The 26,117-nt window shown below is 67.6% G+C and carries 15 protein-coding genes; 2 read left to right on the top strand and 13 right to left on the bottom strand.

Features of this window, described 5'->3' with window-relative positions; translation table 11 throughout:
• The first annotated feature begins 6 nt into the window (after window positions 1-6).
• Window positions 7-2,160 carry a protein kinase gene (locus AAG565_RS08770; RefSeq protein ID WP_348819203.1) on the top strand — a complete coding sequence of 718 codons (2,154 nt, stop codon included), beginning with the start codon at window positions 7-9 and terminating at the stop codon, window positions 2,158-2,160.
• A gap of 35 nt (window positions 2,161-2,195) precedes the next feature.
• Here AAG565_RS08770 and AAG565_RS08765 read toward each other — a convergent pair whose 3' ends face one another.
• From AAG565_RS08765 to AAG565_RS08710, 12 genes are all read right to left on the bottom strand, one after another.
• Window positions 2,196-3,098 (bottom strand): adenylate/guanylate cyclase domain-containing protein, encoded by a 903-nt coding sequence (locus tag AAG565_RS08765; RefSeq protein ID WP_348819202.1) that lies wholly within the window; start codon window positions 3,096-3,098, stop codon window positions 2,196-2,198.
• Window positions 3,099-3,144: 46 nt separating this feature from the next.
• A complete protein-coding gene (locus AAG565_RS08760; protein WP_348819201.1) occupies window positions 3,145-3,804 on the bottom strand; it encodes a hypothetical protein in 660 nt (219 codons plus the stop codon).
• A 287-nt stretch (window positions 3,805-4,091) separates the two neighbouring features.
• Window positions 4,092-5,204, bottom strand: a complete 1,113-nt coding sequence (locus AAG565_RS08755; RefSeq protein ID WP_348819200.1) for a hypothetical protein — start codon at window positions 5,202-5,204, stop codon at window positions 4,092-4,094.
• A gap of 80 nt (window positions 5,205-5,284) precedes the next feature.
• Window positions 5,285-5,518 carry a hypothetical protein gene (locus tag AAG565_RS08750; RefSeq protein ID WP_348819199.1) on the bottom strand — a complete coding sequence of 78 codons (234 nt, stop codon included), beginning with the start codon at window positions 5,516-5,518 and terminating at the stop codon, window positions 5,285-5,287.
• A 98-nt stretch (window positions 5,519-5,616) separates the two neighbouring features.
• On the bottom strand, window positions 5,617-9,342 hold the full coding sequence (locus tag AAG565_RS08745) for a hypothetical protein (RefSeq protein WP_348819198.1): 3,726 nt from the start codon (window positions 9,340-9,342) through the stop codon (window positions 5,617-5,619).
• A 2-nt stretch (window positions 9,343-9,344) separates the two neighbouring features.
• Entirely contained in the window at window positions 9,345-11,363 is a 2,019-nt protein-coding gene (locus tag AAG565_RS08740) for a hypothetical protein (RefSeq protein WP_348819197.1), read from the bottom strand.
• A complete protein-coding gene (locus tag AAG565_RS08735) occupies window positions 11,353-13,437 on the bottom strand; it encodes a heme-binding protein (protein WP_348819196.1) in 2,085 nt (694 codons plus the stop codon). The genes AAG565_RS08740 and AAG565_RS08735 overlap by 11 nt, the downstream gene beginning before the upstream one ends.
• A gap of 37 nt (window positions 13,438-13,474) precedes the next feature.
• Window positions 13,475-15,115 carry an FHA domain-containing protein gene (locus tag AAG565_RS08730; protein ID WP_348819195.1) on the bottom strand — a complete coding sequence of 547 codons (1,641 nt, stop codon included), beginning with the start codon at window positions 15,113-15,115 and terminating at the stop codon, window positions 13,475-13,477.
• 14 nt (window positions 15,116-15,129) lie between these two features.
• On the bottom strand, window positions 15,130-16,131 hold the full coding sequence (locus AAG565_RS08725) for a hypothetical protein (protein ID WP_348819194.1): 1,002 nt from the start codon (window positions 16,129-16,131) through the stop codon (window positions 15,130-15,132).
• Between the two features lie 4 nt (window positions 16,132-16,135).
• Window positions 16,136-18,556, bottom strand: a complete 2,421-nt coding sequence (locus AAG565_RS08720; protein ID WP_348819193.1) for a cyclic nucleotide-binding domain-containing protein — start codon at window positions 18,554-18,556, stop codon at window positions 16,136-16,138.
• A gap of 116 nt (window positions 18,557-18,672) precedes the next feature.
• Window positions 18,673-19,149 (bottom strand): single-stranded DNA-binding protein, encoded by a 477-nt coding sequence (gene ssb / locus AAG565_RS08715; protein ID WP_348819192.1) that lies wholly within the window; start codon window positions 19,147-19,149, stop codon window positions 18,673-18,675.
• 21 nt (window positions 19,150-19,170) lie between these two features.
• Window positions 19,171-20,349 (bottom strand): MFS transporter, encoded by a 1,179-nt coding sequence (locus AAG565_RS08710; protein WP_348819191.1) that lies wholly within the window; start codon window positions 20,347-20,349, stop codon window positions 19,171-19,173.
• A 118-nt stretch (window positions 20,350-20,467) separates the two neighbouring features.
• Here AAG565_RS08710 and uvrA point away from each other — a divergent pair, with 118 nt between their 5' ends.
• On the top strand, window positions 20,468-23,290 hold the full coding sequence (uvrA, locus tag AAG565_RS08705; protein WP_348819190.1) for an excinuclease ABC subunit UvrA: 2,823 nt from the start codon (window positions 20,468-20,470) through the stop codon (window positions 23,288-23,290).
• A 122-nt stretch (window positions 23,291-23,412) separates the two neighbouring features.
• On the opposite strand, the gene AAG565_RS08700 is transcribed toward uvrA, so the two are convergent.
• A complete protein-coding gene (locus tag AAG565_RS08700) occupies window positions 23,413-26,115 on the bottom strand; it encodes a DUF1302 family protein (RefSeq protein ID WP_348819189.1) in 2,703 nt (900 codons plus the stop codon).
• Window positions 26,116-26,117: the final 2 nt, after the last annotated feature.

The following is a 26,117-nucleotide window of genomic DNA, read 5'->3' as shown; positions in this document are numbered from 1 at the left end:
CTCAGCGTGCTGCCAGCGGGAACCATACTCGGCAACTACAAGATCCTGCGCCCCCTGGGCTCGGGCGGCATGGCCGACGTCTATGAAGCCGAAGACCAGATGCTCGGCCGGCGCGTCGCGCTCAAGGTGCTGCCGCCCGAATTCGGCCGCAATCCGCAGCTGGTCGCGCGCTTCGAAAAGGAAGTCCGGTCGGCGGCCTCGTTGAATCATGCCGGCATCGTCACGGTGTTCGAGGTCGGCCGCGCCGAGGGCGTGCACTACTACTCGATGCGCCTGCTCACCGGCGGCGACCTGCGCGGTCGCATCGAAAAGGGCATGACGGACGTGCAAGCGCTGCTGCTGCTGCGCGAGATCACCGACGCGTTCGTCCACGCGCACGCCGCCGGCTTCGTCCACCGTGACGTCAAGCCGGAGAACATCCTATTCGACGAGCAAGGCCGCGCGGTGCTCACCGACTTCGGCATCGCCAAGGCGATCAGCTCCGAATCGAAGATGACGGCGACCGGCGTATCCATCGGCACGCCCCGCTACATCAGCCCGGAGCAGGCGCGCGGCAAGCCGGTGGATGCCCGCGCCGATCTCTACAGCCTCGGCGCGATTCTCTACGAGATGCTGACCGGCAAGCCGCCGTTCGACGCCGAGGATTCGCTCGCGGTCATCTTCAAGCACGTCACCGAACCGATCCCGCGGCTGCCGGAAGAACTGGCGAAGTACCAGCCGCTGGTCGATTCACTGATGGCCAAGGATCCGGCGCAGCGGCCATCCTCGGCGGCCGAGCTGATCGCGCTGATCGACCCGCTGCTGCCGCTGCAGCGCACCGCGACCCTGCCGCAGTACGCCACCGGCGCGTTCAATGCGGTGACCACCAACACCACCACCGGCAACAGCCTGCCGACGATCGTCACGGACGCCGGCGCCCAGGCCGAGCGGCTGGCCCGCGAGCAGGAACAGCGCCAGCGCGAGGCCGACGAGGCGGCCCGCAAGGCGGCCGAGGACGCCGCCCGCGTCGCCCAGGAAGAAGCGCGGAAGCGCGCCGACGAGGAAGTGCGCAAGCGGCAGGAAGCCGAGGCCAGGCAACGCGCCGAGCAAGAGCGCCAGCGCCAGGAGGCGGAGGCCCGACGGCGCGCCGAGGAAGAACAGGCGCGCAGGCAGGCGGAGGAGGAAGAGCTCCGCCGGCAACAGGAACTGGCGCGCCAGAAAGCCGAGGAGGCCGAGCGCCGCCGCCTCGCCGAGGAGGCGGAACGCCAGCGCCGCGAGGACGAGGCCCGCAAGCGCGCGGAAGAGGAACGTATCCGCCAGGAAGAAATCGCTCGTCGCAAGGCCGAGGAAGCCGAGCGCAGACGGCTGGCGGAGGAAGCCGAACGCCAGCGCCGCGAAGAGGAGAGGCGGCGCAAGGCCGAAGAGGAGGCGGCGCGCAAGGCCGAGAAGGAACGCCAGGCGCGCGAGGCGGCGGAGCGCAAGGAAGCCGAGCGCGCACGCAAGGCGGCAGAGGCGGAGGCCGAGCGCCAGCGGCGCGAGGAGGAGAAACGTCGCAAGGCCGAGGAGGACGAACGCAAGCGCCTCGCCGCCGAGCAGGAGCGCCGGCAGCGAGCCGAAGACAAGCAGCGTCAGAAAGCCGAGGCCGAGGCGCGTCGGCGCGAGGCGGCACCCGGCGCGCCGGCCGCATCCCCGCTGGCCGATCGAAAACCGCTGATCATCGGCGGCATTGTTGCGGCGGTTGGCACCGCGAGTCTGGTCTGGTGGCTGACGCGGACACCGGAATCCGAAGTGCAGACGCCCGTCGCCACACCGACTGTCGCAACTCCGGCGCCCACGGCCGCGGCGACCCCGCGCGCCACTGCAGCCGCAACGGCGGCGCCAACGCCGGCGCAGACCCTGGTGCGCACCCCTGCGCCGACCGCAGCCGCGTCGGCAGTGCCGACCCCCGCGCCATCTCCTGCGCCGAGCCCGGTGCGCACCGCGGCACCGACGCCGGCCCCGACGAGCGCGCCGACGAGCGCGCCGACGCCAGTGCGCACGCCGGCTCGCACACCGGCGCCGACACCCGCGCCGACGCCGGCACCCACGGCAGAACCCACGCCCGCGCCCACCCCTGCGCCGACACCCAAGCCGACCGAAGAGAAGAAAGACGACCGCTTGCGCCGGCCGTTCGGGTTCTGAGCGCGTCCGCCGCTTCCGCCCGAGGACGCGCGGCGTTACGAGATCTCGTAGCTCAGCAGATGCTGCAGGCCTTGCGCCGGCCTCTCGCCGAGTGCGAACACGCCCCGTCCCAGCAGTGTGAACACCTCGCGCCGGATATAGACGAACTTGTCCGGTTCGGCGCCCTCCGGCAGCACGTAGGTGCCATTGGTGCTTTCGTCGACCAGCGTGAACTTGCCGCGGTGCATCTCGATGCGCGCATGGACGCGCGACGCGAACGGCGACGGCACGACGAGACTGCAGCCGTTCTCGCGGCCGATCGTGTACGGCAGTTCCTTCTCGCTCAACAGGACGCTGTGGTCGGCGTACTTGAGAAGAAGGCCGCTGGACTTCGACAGCGCGGCGTCGGTCGGCGCGATGAAGATCTGCGTCGCCGCGCGGCGCGTGTCCCACAGCAGCTGGACGATGGTCAGCGACTCGGTGACGCCCTTGACCGGCGTGTGGTCGAAGATGCGCACGTTGGCGCGCAGATCCGGCGAAAGGTCCGCCGCGGACGACTCGGTCGTCAGGATCTGCTCGGCCTTGGCCATGTCGCACAGGCGGGCGGCGATGTTCACTGCATCGCCGAAGACGTCGTTGTCACGCGGCACGACGGGCCCGACCATGAAGCCGATCCGGAACAGCACCGGCTCGTCACCCTTGGCGACCGGCAGACGGGCGAACTGCTGGACCTCCATCGCCGCCCGGGCCGCCGCGTTGGCATCCGGCAACTCGCACATCGCGCAGTCGCCGATGGTCTTGATCAGGCGCCCACCCTGCTGCCGGGCGCTGGTCACAACGCGATCCAACGCGGCGCGGATCAACTCCTCCGCACGCTGGTCGCCCAAGCGACGGTACATCGACGTGCTGCCGACGACGTCGGCGAAGAGAATCGCACGATGCTGGATGTCGGTACTCACGTGGTCAAACCGGCCGCCGGCTCGCGCCGGCGGCCAAACGGCCTCTTCAGAAGACGAATGCGTAGGCGTAGGTCAGCTGGACGTAGCTTTCGGTGAGATCGAAGTTGATGTTGATGTCGTCGACGCCATCCCCGTCGAGATCGAAGTTCGGGGAACCGTCGCCGTTGAATCGCTGGTAGCGCAGTTGCAGGCTGTGCTGCGGCATGCTCTTGGGCGCGGCACTGACCTTCAGGCTGATGCCCTGGTAGTCGAACTTCTCGCCGGGCACGAAATTGTCCACCTTGGAAAAGTTATAGGCCGCCGACGCACCGAACAGCACCGGTCCCATCTCGACGCCACCGATGCCGGCACCGACGAAGAATCCGGACTCATCGAAGTTGTCGTCGTTGAAGGCCGAATCGCCCTGCATGCCGCGACGATACCCGGCGAAGGCCGACCAGTGCTGACCGATGAGGTAGCCACCGGTCAGCAGGACGTCGGTGCGCTTGTCCACGGCGTCGGAGTTCACGTCGAGGTACTCGATCGCGATATCGCCGAAGAAATTGCCCATGCCGCCGCCGAAGCCGGCCTGCAAGCCGAACGCCGACTCCCACGCGTCGTCCGACCGGCCCGTCGCCGACTCTCCGGTCGACAGGTTCGTGACCGTTGCGGTCGAGTCGACCTGGTACAGGCCCACGGTCGGTCCGACACGTGCACTGAAGGTCATTCCTTCCGCGTGAGCGGCACCTGCAATGCCCAACAGTCCCGCTGCTGCTGCTGCTGCAATTCGCATGATCAACCCCCTGAAGTTCCGGAAAACAAGCCGCACGTCGATACCCCTGACTCCGCAAGGCGCGGAAGCGCCACAGCCGCTGCCATCATAGCGCCAATGCCAAACCTAAAGTGCCCCCGTCGCGTCAACGAGTCCAGGCGCACCAACAGAACCGCACCACGCGCAGCTGTGGTGCGGTCGCCTTGGTCAGTCAGGCGCGCGCGTCCGTCGCGCCGATTCCATCAGCGCGTGAACGGCAGTGAAGTGATGACCGTCGTCGGACGCGTATCCTGGGACTTGCAGTCACCCTCCTGCGGATTCTCGCCGTCGTCGAACTGGAAGGTCAGTGGGATGCCGAGCAGCAGCGTCGCGTTGTTGTCGGCCAGCCGCAGCAGGTTGTAGCACGGCAGGAAGCCGATCGAGTTCGGGTCATCCGGCAGGAAGTCGAACGGGCGCTGCCACAGTCGGGTCTGCGGGTTGTACGCCGACGCACCGGCCGAGTAGGTGCCATCGACGAAGGGCGAGGTCTGTGCCGCATCGCTGCAGACGTCCGTGCCGAAGATCTGGATGAATTCGGTATAGGTACTGCCGGCGCCGAACCCGACACCGACCTTGGCGGCCTTGACGTCGTTGACGCCATCGCCGTTCGAATCGAAGTCGTCGATGTCGAAACACTCGCTGACCCAGTCGCCGGCGAGGACATTGCCCAGTTGGTTGGCCGCGGGCTGGTCGTCGGCGGTCTGCGCCGGCCGGTCCTGCGGCGCGACGACGGTGACGCAGCTGCGCGTCGGTACCGTCACCTGGTTGGTCGCGGTCTTGACCGTGAAGTCGAGGCAGAACTCACCGCCAGTCTGCAGGTTGGCAGGCAGCTCGATTCTGAAATCGACCAGCTGCACGGCGACGAACGAGCCGCTGGTCTTGGCGCTCGTCTGGTGCAGGCGCACCATCGACTTGCCGCCACTCGGGGTCAGCTGGGCGTTGAAATAGGAGCTGGCGCCGGGCACCTTGGCGAACAGGTTGGTGAGCTGCTGTCCGCCCGAGACGTTGACCGGCAGGCTGATCGTGTCGCCCGGCACGGCGGTGGACTGCGCAACGCCCGCTTCGGCCTTTGGCGTTTCGGGATCTTGCGGAGTCGGCGCGGGAGGCGTGCTGTTGGTGACGTACTGCACCCCCGCACCGCTGGAGGTCACCTTGGTCGCCAGCGAGGCCATCACCGCATTCGGATCGCTCAGGGGAATCGGATTGTCACCGCCCCCGCCGCCTCCGCCGCCACAGGCCGCGAGAGCCAACACGGCGCCGAAACTGGACGCCAGGACCACGGAACGGAGTGGTGCAGCAAGACCTTGCGCTTTCATCGGGATACCCTCGCGACCTGACCGTCGGCTGACGGCAGCATACTGATGTAGGAAAAGTTGGCCACCACCGTCCATCATACCTACGCAGGACGGTGGTCCTGCGCGCGCTCATGCGCCGACGCGCGCTTGGCCGCCGGCGGCTCGCACGTTTCGAACACGGCCAGGCCGACCCGGCGGAACACCGCGATGCGTCCGCCGTGCGCGTCCGCGACGTCGGCGAACAGCAGTCCCTCGGTCCGGCGGCGCGCCGCAGAACGGCCCGCTGCGCGGGCGGCCGAAAACCGGGTTCCGATGAGGTACGTTGCTGTGGACACGGTAGTCATCCCTGGACCGTACGGGAGCGTTTTAACCGGCTGCGGCCCAGGCTTCTGTGAAGCCTGCCACACTACCCCGGCCTTGCGTTACCTGCGTCTCAGTTCTTCACGAACCAGGGCTTGCCCTCCGCATCCAGGTACAGCTGCTGCTGCTCCGGCAGGGTGAACGGCCGCGAGCCGATGCGCCCGAACACCGCCATCTGGCCGCCGGTCTCGTCGACTGCGCGGTCGCGGTGCAGGCCCTCGGACACCGCCAGCGCCGGCCGGCCGGTCTTGCGCGACGCGATCAGCTGCGGCTTGGGATCGGGCGAGAAGCCGTAGAACCCGGGCTGCGTCTCCGGGCTCATCAGCTGGATCACCTTGAGTCCGTCTGCGCCGTCGGCGACGTAGGCGAACAGCGAGGCGTTGGTCGCACCGACCTTGACGTCCCAGGCATCGCGGATCCGGCCGTCTGCAGTGAACTGCTGGTAGAGCTGCGGCTTTTCGGGATTGGTGACATCGACGATCCCCAGACCTTCCTCGCCGGCCGCAACGTAGGCGAAGGTGCGCACCAGATAGACCCGCCGCGCGTTCTTGAACGGCACCAGCGCTTTGTCGATCACACGCGGCCGGTCAGGATGCGTGACATCGACGACGCGCAGCCCTTCGTCGGTGGTCGCGAACAGGTAGCGGAACTGCACCGCGCTGCCGCGCACGCCTTGCAGCGGGATGGTCGCGGCGTGCTTCGGATGCAGCGGATCGGCGAGGTTGAGCACGACCAGCCCGGCGTCGGCGGCGACATAGACCCAGTCACCGGCCACGGTCAGGTGGCGCGCGCCGTCGAGCACGCCGCCCTCGTTCCAGGTCAGCGCGCGTTCGAGGAAGTTGTTGCGCGGCTCGCCGTCCGCGAGCGTATTGACGTCGACCAGGATCAGGCCCTCGACGCTGTCGCTGATCAGTGCGTAGTTGTAGATCGGATGGAAGGGCTGCTCCAGGTTGACGTCACGCATCAGCGTGCCCTGGTTGCGATATGGCGCGATCGGCTGGTTCGACGGCAGCGCGACGCAGGTCGCGTTGGTGGTCTTCACCTGTGTGTCGTGCCCCATGGGCGAGAACGGCGCGGTGATGATGCGCTGCGAGAATCCCTTGTTGGCGATCGCGTTGACGTCGTAGGCCTCGAAGCCGTTCCTGCCCTGAGCGACGTACAGGTACTCGCCGCGCAGCTGCAGGCAGCCGACGCGGTCGCCGGTGTCGTGCGCGTAGGCGTCCGGCAGCTCGCGGCCGCGCGCCTCGAAGCGCATGTAGCGCTCCGGATAGGCGTAGCGGTGCAGGTAGCTGCCGATCACCGCCTGCGGCTCGTCCCACTCGGTCACGGTCACCGCACCGACTTCGCCGTCCATGCCCAACCAGGCGTTGTAGCCGATGAAGTTCATGAAGTTGGTGCCGTGCAACAGCAGCTGCGCCATGATCGCGTTGTTGTCGTTGCGCTCGGACAGGTGGCAGTCCTCGCACATCTTGGTCTCGGTCTTGCGCTCGGTGTGCGGGTAATGCGGGGCAAACGCCTGCGACGAGTAGCCGCTCGCAGCGACCGGCGGCTGCTGGATGTAGATCTTCTCGCGGTTGACGTTGGTCGAGGACAGCACCAGCGCGCTCGACGAGCGCACCGGCGCGATGCGCCCGCCCTTGGCCGGGCCGTGCTTGCCGAGCTGGTAGACGTCGTCGCGCACCACCTGCGGGTTGTAGGTCGCGAAGTTGCGCGTGGTGTTGCCCTCGTAGTGCTGCATGTCCGATTTCCAGTTCGCCTGGATCGGCAGATGGCAGCCACCGCAACTCGTCGTCCACGAGGTGTGGCAGGTGATGCACATCATCTCCTCGTCCTTGTGCGCGCGATTCTCCGGCTTGACCTTGCTGCCCCATTCCTGGGTCCTGGTATTGGCTGCCATCAGCTTGGCGCGCGCCGCCTTCTCGTTGTAATGCTTGTTGCCGGGGGTGACCGAGTCCTTGACCAGGCTCACCTCCCACTCCAGTCCTTCGGTGACGTTGGAGCGCTGGATCAGCTTGCCGTTGACCCACTCGAAGCGCAGCTGGCCGAAGGGCGTGCGCGCCAGGGACAGGTCGGTGCCGCCGGCAGGCGCCGCCGGGCCGCTGGTCAGCAGCGACGGGTAGGCATCCGCATTGCCGTGGCAATCGACACATTCGATCTCGATCGCCTGCGCGACCTCGCCGTAGATGTGGCCGTCGCCATGCACGTCCTGCGAGAAGTGACAGTCCACGCAGTGCATGCCGACATCGACATGGATCGACGACATGTGTACCGCCTTCTTGAATTTCTGCGGATCGTCGTCGGCGACCCGCTTGCCGTCCTTGTCGAGCAGGTGCCCCTTGCGGTCGCGCTTGAAGATCGCGCGGAAGTTCCAGCCGTGACCGTGGTAGTCGGCGAACTGCGTGTCCTTGAGCTGCGGGTTGAGCTCCGAGACCTGCTTGAGGAACTCGACGTCACCCCATTTGCCGCGGATCGCCGCCTCCTCGGGGTTGCGCTGGTTGATCTTGCGGATCTCGTCGATGCTCGGCTTCTTTTCCTCCGCGGGCCACATGAACGGCGCATCGGATTCGTAATCCCACATCGTGTAGCCGAGGAAGCTGTTCACGAACACGTTGGGCTGGTGCATGTGGCAGACCATGCACTGGCTGGTCGGGATCGCCGAGGTGAACGAATGCTGCAGCGGATGACCGGACTTGTCTTTCGGGATCGTCGGATCGGCGCTCTGCGACAGGCCGGTGTGGCCAGCCTTGGCGTAGGGGCCGGAATGGCGCGGATCGCGGTCGTTGGCATAGACCACGTGGCAGGACGAACAGCCGGACGAGCGGTAATCGCCGGGCTGGTCGTTGGTGCCGAGGAACCACATCAGCGGATCGTTCAGGCGCGACTTGTGCACGTTGAGCACCGGCACAGAGATGCGCAGACCAGTGCCCGGACCACGGTTCGACTGGCGCTGGTCCGGGCGCCCGGGCTCCTCGAGCCGCTGGATCGTGCCGACGGCGTTGGGCACCGCCGTTTCCGGGAACAGGTTGGTGATGTTGCGACCGCCGCGCTCGAACACGCGGAACACGTCGCCCGGCGGCGTCGTCTGCCAGCTCGGCAGCGGATAGAGCTGCTCCAGCACGCCCTTGGCCGCCATGTCCTCGTCCGGCTTCACCGGTCCCTTGAGCACCGCCGCCTCGCCTTCGCGCGTGTAGGTCTCGCCGAGGATGTAGCGCTTGAACGGCAGGATGCCGTTGTTGTACGAGGCGCCGCCCCAAAGCATCGCGCTGGTCGCCATGATGCTGCGTTCTGCGGCCTCGATGACCGGCAGGTGGCAGGCGCCGCAGGCCTCGCGCGCGACGCGGTAGTCGCTCGGATTGACGAAGCGCACGTACTCCGGACTCTCCTTGTTGAGCAGCGCATAGCTGTGCTCGGGATTGGCCGAATCCGGCCACTTCCAGGTCTTCGGGTAGAGCGGCAGCACGTGCGCGCGCGCCATCGCGCCGGCATAGGGCGAGCTGCCGGCGTCGAAACCTTCCGGCTTGTTCACCCCCGCATCGCCGCCGTGACAGTCGGTGCAGCCGAGAATCACACCCGGTGTCTGGTGCATCGACCTGGAGTCGGTTCCGGTGTGGCAGGTCATGCAGCCGGCCGACTTGGCGTCGGCCTCGGCCTGCGTCTGCACGCGTGGCGCCGGCGGATAGGCAGGGTAGTCGATGCGCCGGGGCGACTCGCCGGACGAAGCCGGCGCTGTCCCGCTCACGAGCACCGCCGCACTACCGAGCAGCAGGGCGCAGAGTCTCCGAAGGATGTTCCGGTTCATGGTCAGTACGTGAGCGTGAGATTCAGGAGAACCGAGTACGGCAGTTCGTCATCGCCGTACAGCGCCTTGTAGCCACCGCCGGGGACGAGCACCGCCCCGGATGCGCGGAACACGACGTTCTGCGTGAAAAACGGCCGCCAGATCGCGGCCAGCGACACGTCGAGTCCGATGTCGCGGTCGATGTTCGCCTGCTGGCGCGCCGCCTCGATCACCGCGGTGTCGGCGAAGGCGAGCTGGTTGAGATTGGTCGAAAGGCGCAGCTGCGGCGTCAGGTCGAGGTCCGCACCGATGCCGAGCAGCACCGTCCCCGGGTTGGTGAAGTTCGACTGGCCTTCGTCCTTGGAACTGCGCAGCGAATTGAGGAGGCCGTTGCGCGCCGAGATGGCGACGCCGCCGCCGCCGATCAAGGGCACGTTCTGCCGGTACCAGAAGCTCGTGTCGGCGCCGGCGAACAGGGCATTCTCGAACACGGCGTCGAAACCCTTTTCGAGGTCGTCGTAGGGATCGTCGTCACCGGAGGCGTACAGCGCGTTGATGCGGAACCGCCGCCAGTCGAAATCCATCGACAGCTCGGCGGCGAGGAAGTACGCGAACAGATCCGTGGCCCGATCGACGAACGCTCCACGCGTCTGGTTGCCGGTCAGCAGGTAGGCCGAGCCCGTGAAGTTGAGGCGGCCGAAATGACCGTCACCATTGAGGCCGAGGTAATAGGCATCGTAGCTGCGCGGCTTTTCGATGCCGATCGAGGCCGGGCGCTCGATGAAGCCGTTGTTGTTGAAGTAGGACGCCTCGTCGCCTTCGCGGTTGCGGTTGTAGAGCGCGACGATCTCGCTGGTCATGCCCAGCACCGGCAGATCCTGCCAGTACAGATTCGCGACGAAGACGTCGTCCTTGCGCAGCGGTTCGCCGAGATCGTTGAGACCCGAATTGGTGTCCTTCTCGATGCGCCGAAACCAGGCGAGGTTGTAGAGGTAGTAGTTGTTGTGGAAATTGCCGAACAGGCGGATGCCCAGGTTCTCGTCGCGGAACAGGAAGCCGCGGAAGTCGGCATTGAACGGCTGGATGCCAATGCGCAGGCTGTTGAAGTCGTAGCGCGCGCTGTTGTCCCACAGGTGCTTGTCGATGAACAGATCCTGGACGCCGATGTGGCCGTCCTCGCGCGTGTCGCCCTCGGTCGGATCGATGTTGAGCACGCGGTTCTGCTCGACCTGCGCATAATTGATGTTGAACACCGGGGTGAAACGGAACTCCCAGTCCGGCGGCATGAAGGTGGTGTTGCCCTTGTACAGCACCAGGCCGATCCCGAGGTTCTGCGCCAGCACGAGCTGCTCGCCCTTGCCGATCAGGTCGGACTGGCCGGGTCCGTTCTCGCCCTGTGGTGCCACCGGGATCGGGAAGCGGCGCGGCTCGACGACCGTGTCCGACACGATGTTGGCGTTGAAGAACCAGTACTCACCGAACACCGGGCGGTCGGCCTTCAGCGTGTTCTGGTGATACGGGTCGTACCAGGGATAGTCGGTCAGGCCCAGCGCCCGTGTCAGCTGCCAGCGGTCCGCCACCGGCTCCTTGCGGAACTCGGCGTCGGAGCCCGGCTTGGCCACCGGCTTCAAGCCGGTGGCCTTGTTGGGCGCGAACGGGACGCGCTGACCGCGCAGCGGCGAACCCGGTTCGCCGCGCTCGCCGGAAGCACCAGGCCGCGTGTACTCCGGCTGGCCCGGTCGGCGACGCTCGGACGCACCGATGCGCGGCGAGACCGACTCGGCGGGCACCGTCGCTTCACCGGCCGGTTGCTCGACGCTGGCCGCCGCTTCTCCGGGCCGGCGCCGCTCGACGCCGATGCGCGGCGCCGGCAGCGCTTCCTTCGGCTCGACGACGGGCTTCGGGCTCGCCGTCGGCCGGGGTTCGGCGGGCAGCTCCGTCTCACGGCCCGGACGTTCGCCGGGACGCCGACGGTCGTCCTGCGCCTGCGCAGCGAGAACGCACAGGGCCAGCACGATTCCCATCCCGACTCTAGAGACCATTGCAGACCTCCTGGACGTCGGAATCGAGGAAGGGCGACTGCGGACAGATCACGTAGCGCAGGTTGACGTCGAAGCCGCCGGGCCTGAGCTGGTCGGCACGGATCGCCTGCGGCGCGTTGTTGATGCTGCCGGGACCCAGTTCCTTGCCGACCTGGTCGATGGCCAGGAACGGCAGGAAGTCGTCCTGCTCCAGGCCATCGCCGGACAGACCGATCGCACCGATCAGCTGGTTACCGCGATAGATCGGAAAGCCGCCGGCGAACAGCGTGATGCCGTTGCGGATTTCGGGGATGGGATTCGCCTGCTCCGGTGCACCGTCGAGGATGTCGGTGATCGGGCTGTATCCGGTGCAGCCGGCACCGACCAGCGGTCGATCCGGATCGGCCGGCAGATCGGTGGGCGCGACCCCGAGCACGAACGCCAGATGCCGGATCACCGCGTTGTAAACGAGGTCCAGCTGCAGGCCGGTGGAGAAGATGCTCCACTCGCCGCCCGGCTTGGACAGCGGCCCGGGCGGATTGCCGTCGATGTTGTCCGGATAGAACGGCCGGCCGATCAGTCCGATCGCGCGCGTCGAGAAGGCGAAGTCGCCGAACTCCGCGCCGAGGAAGTTGCGGAAGTTCGACGCGTACTGGCCGATGGCCTCGCGCCGCAGCGTCGGCGGATCGGGCAGCACGCCGCCCGGCGCCGGCGGACCGGCATTGATGTATTCCGCCGGCGGCAGCGCCGCCAGACGCGGCGCACCGCCGGCCTTGGAGAAGTACAGCGCGCTGCGCGCCTTCTGCGCGTTGACGTCGATCGCATCGACCAGCGCGTCGCGCGTGCGCGCGGCGCCGACGATGTCGCCGTTGATGTCCACGATCACCAGGTGGATCCCGGCGGACGAGCCGAGTGGCCTGCGCACCTGGCTGCGGGCGCGGTTGGCCAGTGCGACCGACTTGACCAGCAGCGCCTCGACCTCGGCCTTCGTCAGACCGCCGGCGCCGGCACCGGCCCTGGCCGGGAAGCGATTCTGGTTGTTCTCATCGACGATGACGAAGCCGTCCGCCGCGGCCAGCCCCGGCGCATCCGTCACGGTATCGGCAGCGCGGATCCCCGATTCCGGCAAGCCGAAGCGCGTGCCGGCTGCGACCTGCGCGTTGGCGTAGCCGCGGATCGCGATCAGCCCGACATCGTCATCGAGCGGCGGCAAGGGATCGAAGGCCGGCGTCTGCTGCGCCAGCAGCTGGCCGAACGTCCGCAGATCCTCGAAATCGACGTCGGCGAAGCGCGCAGTCTTGCCCTCGAGCGTGATCACGTCGGCGCGCCGGTCGCGCGGCGCGCCGAAACCGAAGGTCGCGGCCGTGGCGATCAGCTCGTCGATGTTGCCGTCGGGATCGGCGTCGCGGTCGTCATCGGTGATGACCTTGTCCACGCCGTACACGCCGTCGGCGATGACGCCGACCGCGCCGACCGTGACGCCCTGCTTGTACAGCGGCAGTCCGCCCGGATCGGCGCCGAAGCCGATCGCCGAGCGGTGCGGACCGGGATCGGGACCGATGCCATTGAAGCGCCGCGAGATGTCCGAGCACGGCAGCTGGCTGATCTGCACACCGAACAGCGCGCCGCCCGGCGTGCGCGGTTCACCCGGATTGAAGTGTTCCTGGATCACCTGGCCGCCGGTGCGCGAGGTGAACGCGTTGCCCTCGGACGAGAAGTACATCGCGGTCAGCGCCTTGGCCAGCGAGCCGAGCTCGGTCGGCACGATGGCGACGTTGTCGAGACCGCCGCTGATCAAGGTCCCGGTGGGCGCGTAGATGCCGGACGTGACGTTGATGCGCGGCGGTGCGCCGGGCATGCGGTACGCGGCCAGCACGTTGCCGACGCGATCGATGACGACGAAGGTCGCCGGCCTGCCGCGCGCGTTCGCCTCGGCGACGCCCTGGGCGATGATGCGCTGCACGTCGGCGACGTCCAGCCGCTGGGGATTGTCGGTCTGGCAGTGTCCGCTGCACGGGCGCCCCCGCGCATCGACGCCCGGCGACGTACCGACTTCGCTCGGCCGATCGCCACCGGAACATCCCGCGAGCAGCAACGCGAGCGTCGCCGTTGCCCATAGCGTTCCCTGACCGCTACCGCACCATCTCCGACGTCTGCGCATTGGCAAGTTTCCCCGGCAACTTGCTCATCGACAGCGTCGCCGCCTGATGAAAGCGATGACAGTCGATGCAGGTGGATTGGATTTTGCCGTCCGAGCCTACGCCGCCATGACAGCCGCGACAAGTCTCGATCTGCGGCAATAGCAGGTCGTTCGAGTCCGAACTCGTGCTCGCCGCGTGACAGACTTCACAGGACACCCACTGGTGCGGTGCGTGCGTGAAGCGCGCCATCGGCATCCAGGTCTGGCGCAGCGCCGGCGCGGACACCGCGACGACCTGTCCCTCGGTCCGCGTGACCTCGTGGCACTTGGCGCACACCTGGCGCTCGAAGATGCCGTCGATCTCGCTCGCCGAACCGGTGTCGTCGCCGCGCTCGGCGCGCACGCCGGGACGGCGGCGGTCTTCGCCCTGCACGTCGGCCGCCTTGGGCGCAGCGACGGGCTTCATGCCGACGGCGCCTTCCAGCAAGCTGCGCACCGCATCGCTGTCGCCATGCGGCAGCCGGAACGGCAGGCCGCCGAGGGTCACGTCGAGCTGGTGACAACGCTGGCAATCGCGCTCGAAGCGCACGGGCGCAAAACCGACGTCGCCCGCACCCGGCCGGTGGCAGTCCGCGCACTGCAGCACTTCCTTGCCGTTCTCGCCGCGGATGCCCTTCGGGTTGAGATGCAGGTCGTGCGGGTAGATCAGCCCCGACTGGTCACGTGTGCCGGGCGTGAGCTCGGCGCGCCGCGTTTCGCGCTGTCCATCGCGGAGGACCGTGGCCGTCGTCCTGAACGGCGGGTGCTTGCGCGCAAAATCGGTCACCGCGCCGACACCGGACAGCGCCGCGAAGTCCTGCGGAGTGGCGTGGCAGCCCGTACAGGTGGCCGGATGCTGCGGCAGCACCGCGTGTGCGTCGCCGTGCTCGAAATGGCAGCTTGCACAGCGGCGATCGTCGAGCCCTGCGGCGGCCATCCCCTGCGCGTCGTCGCCGTGATGCTTGATCGTCGCATGACAGCCGAGGCACGCCTGGTCGCGCACGCGCACGAACAGGCTTTCGTGGCAGACGCCGCACTGCTGGCCAAAATGCGCGTGCGCATTGCTGATGCGTCCGGACGACCACAGCCGCTCGCTCGGCGCCCAGTCGCCGACCCAGACCGGCAACGGCAGCGCCCTCAGGATCAGCGGCACGATCAATGTCAGCACCAGGACCAGCCCCAGACCGATCAGCGCCGGTCGGCGCATGCGCCAGCCGGCCCGGTCCAGGCTCGACTGCCCGCCCGTTCGCTCCGCTGCGGCCCTGGCGTCGTGTTCGTGGACCTCGAGCACCGGCGCGGACCGGGCGTCATCGACGCCGATGTGGACACGATGACCGCCGATGCCCAGTTCATCGCCGGGCAGTAGCTCGGTCGTGCCCTGGACCGGCGCGCCATTGACGATCACGCCGGCCGTGCTGAGCACGTCCATCTGCAGGCGCATGCCGCCGGCGGGGGACACGCGCAGGTGGTGCAGCGCCACCAGCAGACCCGGCAGCTGGATCGTGTTGTCGGTCGCCCGGCCGATCGAGATCGACCCCTCGCAGCCCTGCTCGGTGCGCGCCCCCTCGGGATCGAAGCGTCGGATCAGGATCATGCGGGCGGGTCACGCTACCAGTAGAGGAACACCGACAGGACGTGCACGAACAGCGCCGCGAGCAAGGCAACCGTCAGCGGCACGTGGATGTAGAGCCAGGCCGCGAGGCGTGCGCGCAGCGTGATGTCGCGATTGACGCGCTCGAGCAGTGCCTTGCGCTTGGCGATGGTCTGCAGCAGCTTCTGCAAGGTCTCGCTGCTGGCATCCGGCTTGCCGCCCCGCCCGCTGCCCATCGCGAACAGCTGGTCGGCGACGAAGGCGATCGTCGCCTGGCGACCACCGCGCTGCGGCATCGCCGCAGCGGCGGCAGGCGCCGCGGCCAGCGCCTGCAGCTGCTTGCGCTTGACCGAAAAGAACGAGTCCAGCGCGCCCGGTTCATCGGCCGCGCGATAGCGGCCGCTGAGCTGCTCCCAGGCCGAACCGCCGATCCGCACCTTGCCGACCGAACGGGCGACCACGGCATGGGTCTCCGGGTCGATGCGGTCGGCCAGCGTCAGCGCCGACTCGTTGAGCTGCTCGATCTCTTCGAGCATCGCGCGGAATTCCATCTCCTCGCGATTGGCCGTGATCTGCGTCGGCAGCACCGCGTAGGCGAGGATGCCGTAGAGGCCGCTGAGGATCACCAGCACCATCAGCACATAGGCGAGCGTGTGCACGTTCCAGCCGACCTGGAAGGCCGCGTGCAGCGTCGCGATCACCAGCAGCGACAGGCCCAGGTACACGTGCGCCGACACCCAGTCCTGCATCGGCATGCGCGCCTCGACGAACTGACGCTTGCGCACCCCCAGCCAGGCGAGCCAGACGATCAACCCGGCGCCCAGGATCCCCAGCGCGTAGCCCAGCCAGGTGCTGCCGCTCCTGCCTTCGACCGGATCGTGCAGCACGTAGAGCACGATCGACAGGATGCACAGCATCAGTGCGACACGCAGGTAGTACGCGCCGCGATAGACGAGGAAGGATTCGTGGCGCGCGGCGCGCGGCGGCGGCAGTACGAGGCCGCGCAGGCGGGTGATCATGGAACTACCTTCCGCCACCGGACAGCACCTCGAAGAATTCCTCGGGGCCGACGCGGATCGCCGCCCCGGTCGGGCAGGCCTGCACGCAGGCCGGACCGGCCGCGCGCGGACCGCACATGTCGCACTTCACCGCCTTCTTGATCGAGCCCTTCGGATAGTCGTGCAGCTCGCTGCCCGGCGCAGGGCCCTGGCCGAGCAGCAGCCAGCGCCACAGGCTCGGCTTCTCGGGCGACTGCACGCCCATCTGGATCACGCCGTACGGACAGTTGCGCTCGCAGTTGCCGCAGCCGATGCAGGTGTTCTGGATGTAGACCTCGCCGTTGGGCGAGCGGTGGATCGCATCCGGCGGGCAATCCTTCATGCAGTGCGGATGCTCGCAGTGTCGGCACGAGGTCGGCACGTGCAGGTTGTCGAAGGTCGCACCGGCCTCCCGGTTCAGGCGCGAGACGTTGCCGTGCGTCGCCGCGCAGGCCTTCTCGCACTGGTCGCAGCGGATGCACAGCGACTCGTCGATCAGCAGCGCGTCGGTGGCCTCGCCCAGTCCCTCGCCGAGCAGGAAGTGGATGCGCGCGCCGCGTTCCGGGTCGCGCTCCATCTGCAGGCGCTGCTCGATCTGGCCGCGGAAGCGCTCGCGCACCTCGGCCTGCATGTCGGGATTCTTCGCCAGCAGGTCGAGAAAGGGTTTCGCCTCGATGCGGATCGTCTCGGTCTTGATCGCGGCCTGCGCACCGTAGCTGCGCCTGGTGCCGGCGATGACGTCGAGCTCGCCGAAGTACTGGCCTGCGGCGAGATACTGCAGCACAACGTCGCGCCCGCCGACCCGCGTGGACAGCATCACCGAACCGGATCGGATCAGGTGGATGTGCTCGGCGGCGTCGCCGGCCGCGTAGATCGGATCCTTGGCCTTGAACTGGCACAGCTTCGCCGTATCGACGATCTCCTTGAGCTGGGCATCCTCGGCGCCGGGCAGCAGGTAGCGCTCCAGCGCGCGCAGCGTGAACACGCGGTCGATGTACTCGCGCACGCGCTCGTTGCCGGCGATCAGCTTGAGCATCGCCCGGCGCGGCACTTCGATCAGCACGCAGTCCTTGCCGGCGACCACCGCCGCGGCGCGCGGGCGGCCGGAGATCAGTGCCATCTCGCCGAAGATGCGGCCGGCCTTGATCGTGCGCAGCTTGGCCGGATCCTGCGGGTCGAGCCGCACGCCGACGTCGCCGGAGACGATGATGAAGACGGAATTGCCGTAGTCGCCTTCCTGGTAAAGCACCTCGCCGGCCCTGGGGGCGAAGATGCGGCTCTCGAGCAGGAACTCGCGCAGCTGCAGGCGGTTCATCGCCGCCATCACCGGCGAGCGGCGGTTGAGCACGTCGAGGAAGGCTTCGACGTCCGGGTCCTTCGAGAAGGCTGCAAACTTCTCGCGCAGGATCGGTTCGTCGGCCGGCTTGACCGGCCGCTTGCAGATGAACTCGACGACCTCGTAGCCCTGGTTCATCGCCTGCTTGATCAGCGGATAGCCGGCCAGCGCACCGATGATGTACAGCCCCGGCACGTTCGACTCGTAGGTCGGCGACACCTGCGGAATGGCGGCGGGATCCTTGTTCGGGAACTGGATGCCGCAGGCCTCGACGAACTCGCGCTGCGGCGTCGCGCCCAGGCGCGCGATGATGCGGTCGCACGGGATCTCGACGGTGCCTTCCTTCGAGTTCAGCTTGAGCAGCATCGGCTTGCCGCTCGGATGGCCGGGCGGCAGCGCCTCGATCGTTTCCGGCGCGCTGTTGTAGTGGCAGCGCAGCTTGCCCTGCTCGATCGCGCTCAGGATCAGCTGGTTGTTGCCGTCCTTTGCGCGCGAGAACTCGTTCTTGCGATTGACGATGTGGACGCTGTTCTGCCTGGCCAGCGCCACCGCGTTCTCGATCGCCGCGTCACCGGCGCCGACCACCACGATCGTCTCGCCCTTGTACTCGTCGGGGTCATCCAGCTGGTACTGGATGTTCGGCAGATCCTCGCCGGGCACACCCATCCTGCGCGGATTGCCCTGTACGCCGATGCCCAGCACCACCGCTTCGGATAGCACGTGCTCGCCCGAGCCCAGCGTCAGCCGGAAATGGCCGTCGAGCTTCTCGATCTTGGTGACTTCGGCGCGATGGCGGATGTTGATCTTGCGCGCCGCTGCATCCTCGTTCCATTCGCCGAGTATCTTCTCGCGCGTACCGGCCTCGAACCGTGCCGACGCGCGCAAGGGCAGCACGTTGGGCTCGGCCATGACGTGCTTGCCCTTCTGGTAACGGTAGATGGTGTTGGAGAGGTGCGGCTGTGCTTCGAGCAGGACGTGCGAGTCACCCATCTCGGCCGCGCGACACGCCGCCGACAGTCCGCCCGGACCGGAACCGACGATGGCGATCTTGTAAGTCTGCGCTGACGACATGCGGGGTCCGCTGACGCGATCGGGGCACCCACCTTAGCCGAACGGACTGCCGCTCCGCGAGTCCGGCACGGGTCGGCATGTGCTGCGCGTCACCGGGCGCGCACCGGCGATGCCGGCTAGAACGGAATGTCGTCCTCCTCGAACGATCCATCCATGTCGGCGGCCGGCGCGGCCGCCGCCGGTGCGCGACCCGGACCGGCCGCCGGGCGGCGCTCGTGGCTGCCGCGCTCCTCGCCCATCGCGCCGGTGCCACCGCCGGGTTTGCCGTCGAGCATCTGCATGTCCTGCACGCGGATCTCGGTCGTGTAGCGCTTCTGGCCATCCTTCTCCCAGGAGCGCGTGCGGATCGAGCCCTCGACGTAGATCTTCGAACCCTTCTTCAGATACTTGCCGGCGATCTCGGCGAGCTTGCCCGGGAACACGAGGTTGTGCCACTCGGTGGCCTCCTTCATCTCGCCGGTCTGCTTGTCCTTCCAGGATTCGGTCGTCGCCAGTGTCGCGTTGGCCACCGCGTCGCCGCTCGGGAAGTAGCGGGTCTCGGGATCCTTGCCGAGGTTGCCGATCAGAATCACTTTGTTCACGCCGCGTGCCATGTCGCTATCTCCAGTCTGTGCTCACACCCTGACGCCCTCGCCCGCCTGCCGCACCGGCGCCGCCAGCTTCGCCGCCAGGCCGAGCCAGATTACCGGCAAGGCGATGGCCGCCGCAAAGGCGCCGCCGATGCCGCCGTGCTGCAAGGCGAATCCGCCCAGCGTGCCGCCGGCGAAGGCGCCGAGGAACTGCGCGCTGGAATAGACGCCGAGCGCCGCGCCCTTCTGTGCGGGCGGTGCGATGCGCGAGATCAGTGACGGCAGGGCGCCTTCGAGAAAATTGAACCCGGTGAAGTACAGCAGCAGCGCGCCGACCAGGATCACCACGCTCTGGTGTCCCGCGGCAGCCAGGGTCAGCGCCACGGCCAGCAGGCCGATGGCGCCGACGAAGGCCGGCTTGAAATGGCCGGCGCGCTCCGCCGAGCGGATCAGCGGGAATACCGGCACCAGGCTCAGTACCAGCACCGGCAGATAGACTCTCCAGTGCTCGGCGCTCGGCAGTCCGAGGGTCTCGACGATGGCCAGCGGCACGGTGGTGAACACCGCGGTCATGCAGGCGTGTAGCAGAAAGATGCCAGCATCGAGGCGCAGCAGCTGCGCATCGGCGAGCACGGTGCGCAGGTCCCCCTCGCGCTCGACGGTACGCGGCGGCGTCGGCACGCCGAGCAGAACGACCGGCAGGCTCAGCAGCGCCAGAATACCGGTCAGCAGGAAGATGCCATCGACGCCGATCCAGCCGGCGACCACCGGGCCGAGCACCAGCGCAAACACGAATGCCAGACCCATGCCGGCGCCGAGGATCGCCATCGCCATCGTCCGCACGGAGTCGCGTGTCACGTCGGCGAGCAACGCCGCGACCGCGGACGACACCGCACCGGCGCCCTGCAGCGCACGTCCGGCGATGATCCATTCGATCTCGCGGGTGCTGCCGGCGAGGAAACTGCCCGCGGCGAAGATCAGCATGCCGACGACGATCACCGGCTTGCGGCCGTAGCGGTCCGACGCGATGCCCATCGGGATCTGCACGATGGCCTGGGTCAGGCCATAGATGCCGATGGCGATGCCGGCCTGCCAGGCTTGCGCCGGCACCGGCAGCTCGCGCGCGTACAGCGCGAACACCGGCAGCACCATGAACATGCCGATCATGCGCAGCGCATACAGCGCGCCGAGCGCGAAGACGGCGCGCCACTCCTGTGCATTCATGACGTGAGGCGGGAGACGGGAGGCGTCAGGCGCGGGGCCACGCAAAACCTGCTTTGTCCGGAATCGTGAAGGCCGCATATAGTACCCGTTTTGCAGTCCCCCCCACGATCCGCACCCGATGGAAACCATCCGCATCCGCGGCGCGCGCACGCACAACCTCAAGAACGTCTCGCTGGACCTGCCGCGCGACCGGCTGATCGTCATCACGGGCCTGTCCGGCTCCGGCAAATCCTCGCTGGCCTTCGACACGCTCTATGCCGAGGGCCAGCGCCGCTACGTCGAGTCGCTGTCGGCGTATGCGCGCCAGTTCCTGTCGATGATGCAGAAGCCGGACGTGGACGTGATCGAGGGCCTGTCGCCGGCGATTTCGATCGAGCAGAAATCGACCTCGCACAACCCGCGCTCGACGGTCGGCACCGTCACCGAGATCTACGACTACCTGCGCCTGTTGTTCGCGCGCGTCGGCACCGCGCGCTGCCCCGATCATGGCGTCGCACTGGAGGCGCAGTCGGTGTCGCAGATGGTCGACCAGGTGCTCGCGCTGCCGCCCGAGTCGGCGTGGTTGCTGCTCGCGCCGGTGGTGCGCGGGCGCAAGGGTGAACACGCGGACGTCTTCGAGCAGGCGCGTGCGCAGGGCTTCGTGCGCGTGCGTGTCAACGGCAAGGTCTGCGAGCTGGACGAGGTGCCGGCACTGAACCGCAAGCTCAAGCACGATGTCGAGATCGTCGTCGATCGCTTCAAGGTGCGTCCTGACCTCAAGCAGCGCCTCGCCGAGTCCTTCGAGACCGCGCTGCGCCTGTCGGATGGCCTGGCCTACATCGTGCCGCACGGCGGCGATGCGGGATCACTGGCATTCTCCGCGCGCATGTCCTGTCCGCACTGCGGCTACTCGCTGGAGGAACTGGAACCGCGGCTGTTCTCGTTCAACGCGCCGCACGGCGCCTGCCCCACCTGTGACGGCCTGGGCACGCTGCAGGCTTTCGATCCTGCGCGCGTCGTCGCGCATCCCGAGCTGTCGCTGGCCGCCGGCGCGATCCGCTCCTGGGACAAGCGCAATCCGTACTACTGGCACTTCGTCACCTCGCTGGCGAAACACTACGGCTTCGATCCCGAGAAACCCTTCCACAAGCTCAGCGACAAGGTGCGCAATCTGCTGCTCTATGGCAGCGGCGATGAGCGCATCGAGTTCGAATACCCGGACGAGCGCGGCCGCGTGGTCCAGCGCACGCACAAGTTCGAGGGGATCATCCCGAATCTCGAACGGCGCTACCGCGAGACCGAGTCCGACGCGGTGCGCGAGGAGCTGGCCAAGTACCTCAGCAACAAGCCCTGCCCGGACTGCGGCGGCGAGCGGCTCAACCGCGCGGCGCGCAACGTCTTCGTCGCCGACCGCAGCCTGCCGGCGCTGACCGCGCTGTCGGTGCGCGACGCGGAAGGCTTTTTCAGCAGCCTGACGCTGCCCGGCCACAAGAACGAGATCGCCGCCAAGATCGTCAAGGAAATCTCGGCGCGCCTGGGCTTTCTCAACAACGTCGGCCTCGACTACCTGACCCTGGCGCGCAGCGCCGAAACGCTGTCGGGCGGCGAGGCGCAGCGCATCCGCCTGGCCTCGCAGATCGGCGCCGGCCTGGTTGGCGTGATGTACGTCCTGGATGAGCCAAGCATCGGCCTGCACCAACGCGACAACGAACGCCTGCTGCAGACCCTGTTCCGCCTGCGCGATCTGGGCAACACGGTGATCGTCGTCGAGCACGACGAGGACGCGATCCGCCATGCCGACCACGTCGTCGATATCGGCCCCGGCGCCGGCGTGCACGGCGGCCAGATCGTCGCCCAGGGCACGCCGGACCAGATCGCACGCAGTGCGGCATCGATCACCGGCCGCTACCTGTCCGGACGCTCGCGCATCGAGATCCCCGACCTGCGCACACCGGTGCAGCCGGGCAAGGCGATCACGATCCGCGGCGCGCGCGGCAACAATCTCAAGGATGTGACGGTCGAAATCCCGGTCGGCGTCATCACCTGCGTGACCGGCGTGTCCGGCTCCGGCAAGTCCACGCTGATCAACGACACGCTGTACGGCTATGCCGCGCGCCAGCTCAACGGCGCGGCCACCGAGCACGCCGACTGCGACGGCATCGACGGCCTCGAGCGGCTGGACAAGGTCATCGACATCGACCAGTCACCGATCGGCCGCACGCCGCGCTCCAACCCGGCGACCTACACCGGCCTGTTCACGCCGATCCGCGAGCTGTTCGCCGGCGTGCCGGAGGCACGCGCGCGCGGCTACACGCCGGGGCGCTTTTCGTTCAACGTCAAGGGCGGACGCTGCGAGACCTGCCAGGGCGACGGCGTGATCAAGGTCGAGATGCACTTCCTGCCGGACGTCTACGTCACCTGCGACACCTGCAAGGGCAAGCGCTACAACCGCGAGACGCTGGAGATCCGGTACAAGGGCAGGAGCATCAACGAAGTGCTCGACATGACCGTCGAGGACGCGCGCGAGTTCTTCAAGCCGGTGCCGTCGATCCACCGCAAGCTGGAGACGCTGATGGACGTCGGCCTGTCGTACATCACGCTGGGCCAGAACGCGACCACGCTGTCCGGCGGCGAGGCGCAGCGCGTCAAGCTGGCCAAGGAACTGTCGCGCCGCGACACCGGACAGACGCTCTACATCCTCGACGAGCCGACCACCGGACTGCATTTCCACGATGTCGCGCAGCTGCTGACCGTGCTCGAACGCCTGCGCGACCACGGCAACACCGTCGTGATCATCGAGCACAACCTCGACGTCATCAAGCGCGCGGACTGGATCATCGACCTCGGCCCCGAAGGTGGCAACGGCGGCGGCACCGTCGTCGCCCGCGGCACGCCGGAGGACATCGCCAAAGTCGCCGCCTCGCACACCGGGCGCTTTCTCAAACCGATGCTCAGTTCGTAAGGCGGGGCCCTGCCCGCCCTACGAACTTGCTTGTTTTGAAAGTCGCGGCCAGTGAGGCGGAAAAGACGAGCATCCGGTGAATGCTCGTCCCGCCGAACGGCTGCGGCTCGTCAGGACGACATCTAGAACTGGACCTTGACGAAGGCGCGCGCCATGTCCTTGTCGCGGTACAGGTTGGCGATGCCGCCGCCGGTGTACCAGGTGTAGCCGAGATAGAAACCGAAGTTGGACTTGTAGCGCGTCTCCAGCTGGATGTCGGCGGTCTTGCGCCCGGCGATGAAGTTCTCGCCCGGTCCGGGTGCGGTGCCGTTGACGTCGTGCTTCCAGATGATCTGCGGCGCCATCGAGATGCCGGGCAGGATCGACTCGTACTTGATGATGGCGATCAGCACGTAGCCCCAGGAAAACTTGTCCGGGTACAGGTCCAGGTTCGCCTGCGACGGATTGAAGCGCAGGCCGTCGATGCCGTAGGAGCACGACTGCCGCGGCGCGCGCGTCACCGGATCGTAGGAACAGGCCAGGCGCTGCTCGCGCTCGCTGGTCCAGTAGGCACCCGTGCCATCGGCACCGGCGCTGGCATGCGAGTAGGTGCCGGCCGCCTCGAACTGCAGCAGGTCCAGCGGCGGCAGGTTCGGTACCCAGGTCGCGCCGGTCTCGAACACGAACTGGATCTGGTCGGCGCCGATCGGGTTGTCGGTCGCTCCGAGCACCTGCGTGCCGCCGAAATTGAACTGATAGACCTCCAGCCGCTCGTAGCCGCGGATGTAGCACGGATTCGACGGCGTGTAGGGAATGAAGTTCGGATTGAGCGAAGCGTCGCCACTGGCGATGGCGTCGCGGTTCACCGCGCCGTAGCCGGTCGTCTGCTGAATGGCATTGTCGTAGATGTATTCCTGCGAGCAGGGCGCGTTCTCGCCGACCTGCGTGCCGCGGTAGGCGGTGACGAAGGCCGGGAACGAGCGCGCCGAGCCCGGCGCGTGGCCGATCGCCAGATCGAAGGTGTCGCGGAACGCGCCGGGCGTGCCGTTGCCGTCCACGACATAGTCGCTGGGGGCATAGACCCCCTCGCCGCCGCCCAGCGGCGTGGCGGTGTCGTAGCCGTTGTCCACATAGGCGCCGACACCGGCCGTGGTACCCGAACAGCCGTTGACGCCGACCGGCACCAGATTGGGGATGCCGACGATGCCGCCGGTCAGCTGGCTGACCGCACCGAAGATCAGGTTGGTCTGGCCCAGCGCGTTGCCGAGCGCGCCGGCCGGGATCAGCGAGCGCTGCAGGTTGGGATCGTGGCAGCGCGACAGGGTCGGCCCGAACGCCGCGAACACCAGGTCCTCGGTATCGACCTGCAGCGGCAGGTTCGGGCGGTAGGCGACTTCGCCCTGGAACGACCAGCCGAATGCGGTCGTGTTGAAGCTGATGCCGTACAGCTTGATGTCCTCCGGATACTCGACCAGCAGCTTCACGGTATCCAGCGGCACCGCGTTGCTGGTGGACAGCGCCGTGTCACCGCCGGTGGCCTGCGCCAGCACCGGCAGGTCTGGACAGGCGGCGAGGAAGCTGATCGGATCGTAGGCGTCGATGCCCAGGGCATTGCCCTCGCGGCGTGCACAGCTCGCGGCGGTCGCAAAGAAACTCGCGTACGGCAGCCGCGAGTGGTAGTTCATGTAGTAGAAACCGAACTCGGTGCCGTTGTTCAGATTCTCGGCGTAGTACTTGAACGAGACGCCGTACTGGCCGCCGTCCTTGGGTTCCAGGTCACGCAGACGGTCGATCTTGGTCGTGGTGTTGGTCACACCGGACAGCGGGTTGAACAGCGGGTAGCCGACGCCGTCCGGATCCTCGGCGCCGCCGCCGAAGTGGACGTAGGCGTAGTTGACCGCGTTGTCGGTGCCGACCGTGTCGGACAGCTGCAGCATCGAACCCGGCGCCGGCGCCTCCACCGGCAGCCATTCGTACTGGTAGAACGCCTCGAAGGTGCCGCCCGAGAACGGTTCGAACGACGCCGAGATCATGCCGACCGGCGTGAACACCTCCTCGACGAGGAAGCCGACGCGGTAGAAGTTGCTGGCGTTGACCGGATTGGCCTGGTTGATCGAGTTCAGCGCCAGCAGGGTGGATTCGCCCCAGTTGATCGCCTGCCGGCCGACCTTGAAGGACAGTTCCTGTTCGCCCCACAGCGGCAGCGTGCCGAAGAAATAGGAATCGAGCAGCTGCAGCTCGGTGCCGATCTGGCCCAGCAGGCTGCCGTTGCGGCGCCGCACCTTCTCGGGACGGCCCGGTCCGTACTGGCGGTCGCCGAAGGTGGTGTCGGTCGTGCCCACGCTGTCCTTGTTGGCGCGCGTGATCAGGTTCGGGTGGTATTCGTCGAAGCGCGCGTTGACCCAGTCGTAGTAGTACAGGCCCTTCACGAACAGGCCGAAGTTGTCGTAGGTCAGCGTCAGGTCCTGCGTGATCTTGGCGACGCCCGAGGTGAGGTCGTAGCGGTCGTAGTTCCAGTTGCCGTCGTCGTAATTCGGGCTGAACTGACCCGGCGCGGCCGCCAGCGCGGCACCCGGATGCCCCTGATCGCGGAACAGGCCCTGGCAGGACTGGTTGATGCCGCCGCAGACGTCCGGATTGATGTTGGCCTTGCCCAGGTAGTCGGTGTGCCGCTCCTGCATGCGCATCGACGCGCCGACGGTGATCGTGGTGTTGAGCACACCATCGATGGAGGCATCCTCGCCCCACGGCAGACTGAAGCTGACGGCCTGCGCCGCAGCCCCGTAAAGCGCCGCCATTGCGGCCGCTGCTGAAACGACGATGCGGCGATTCGCCCACTTGCTCATCA

Source organism: Fontimonas sp. SYSU GA230001, assembly GCF_040066175.1.
In the GTDB taxonomy this organism is placed as follows: Bacteria; Pseudomonadota; Gammaproteobacteria; order Nevskiales; family Nevskiaceae; genus Solimonas.
Note: the sequence above shows the minus strand (reverse complement) of the source record. Positions and strands in the feature narration are given on the sequence as shown.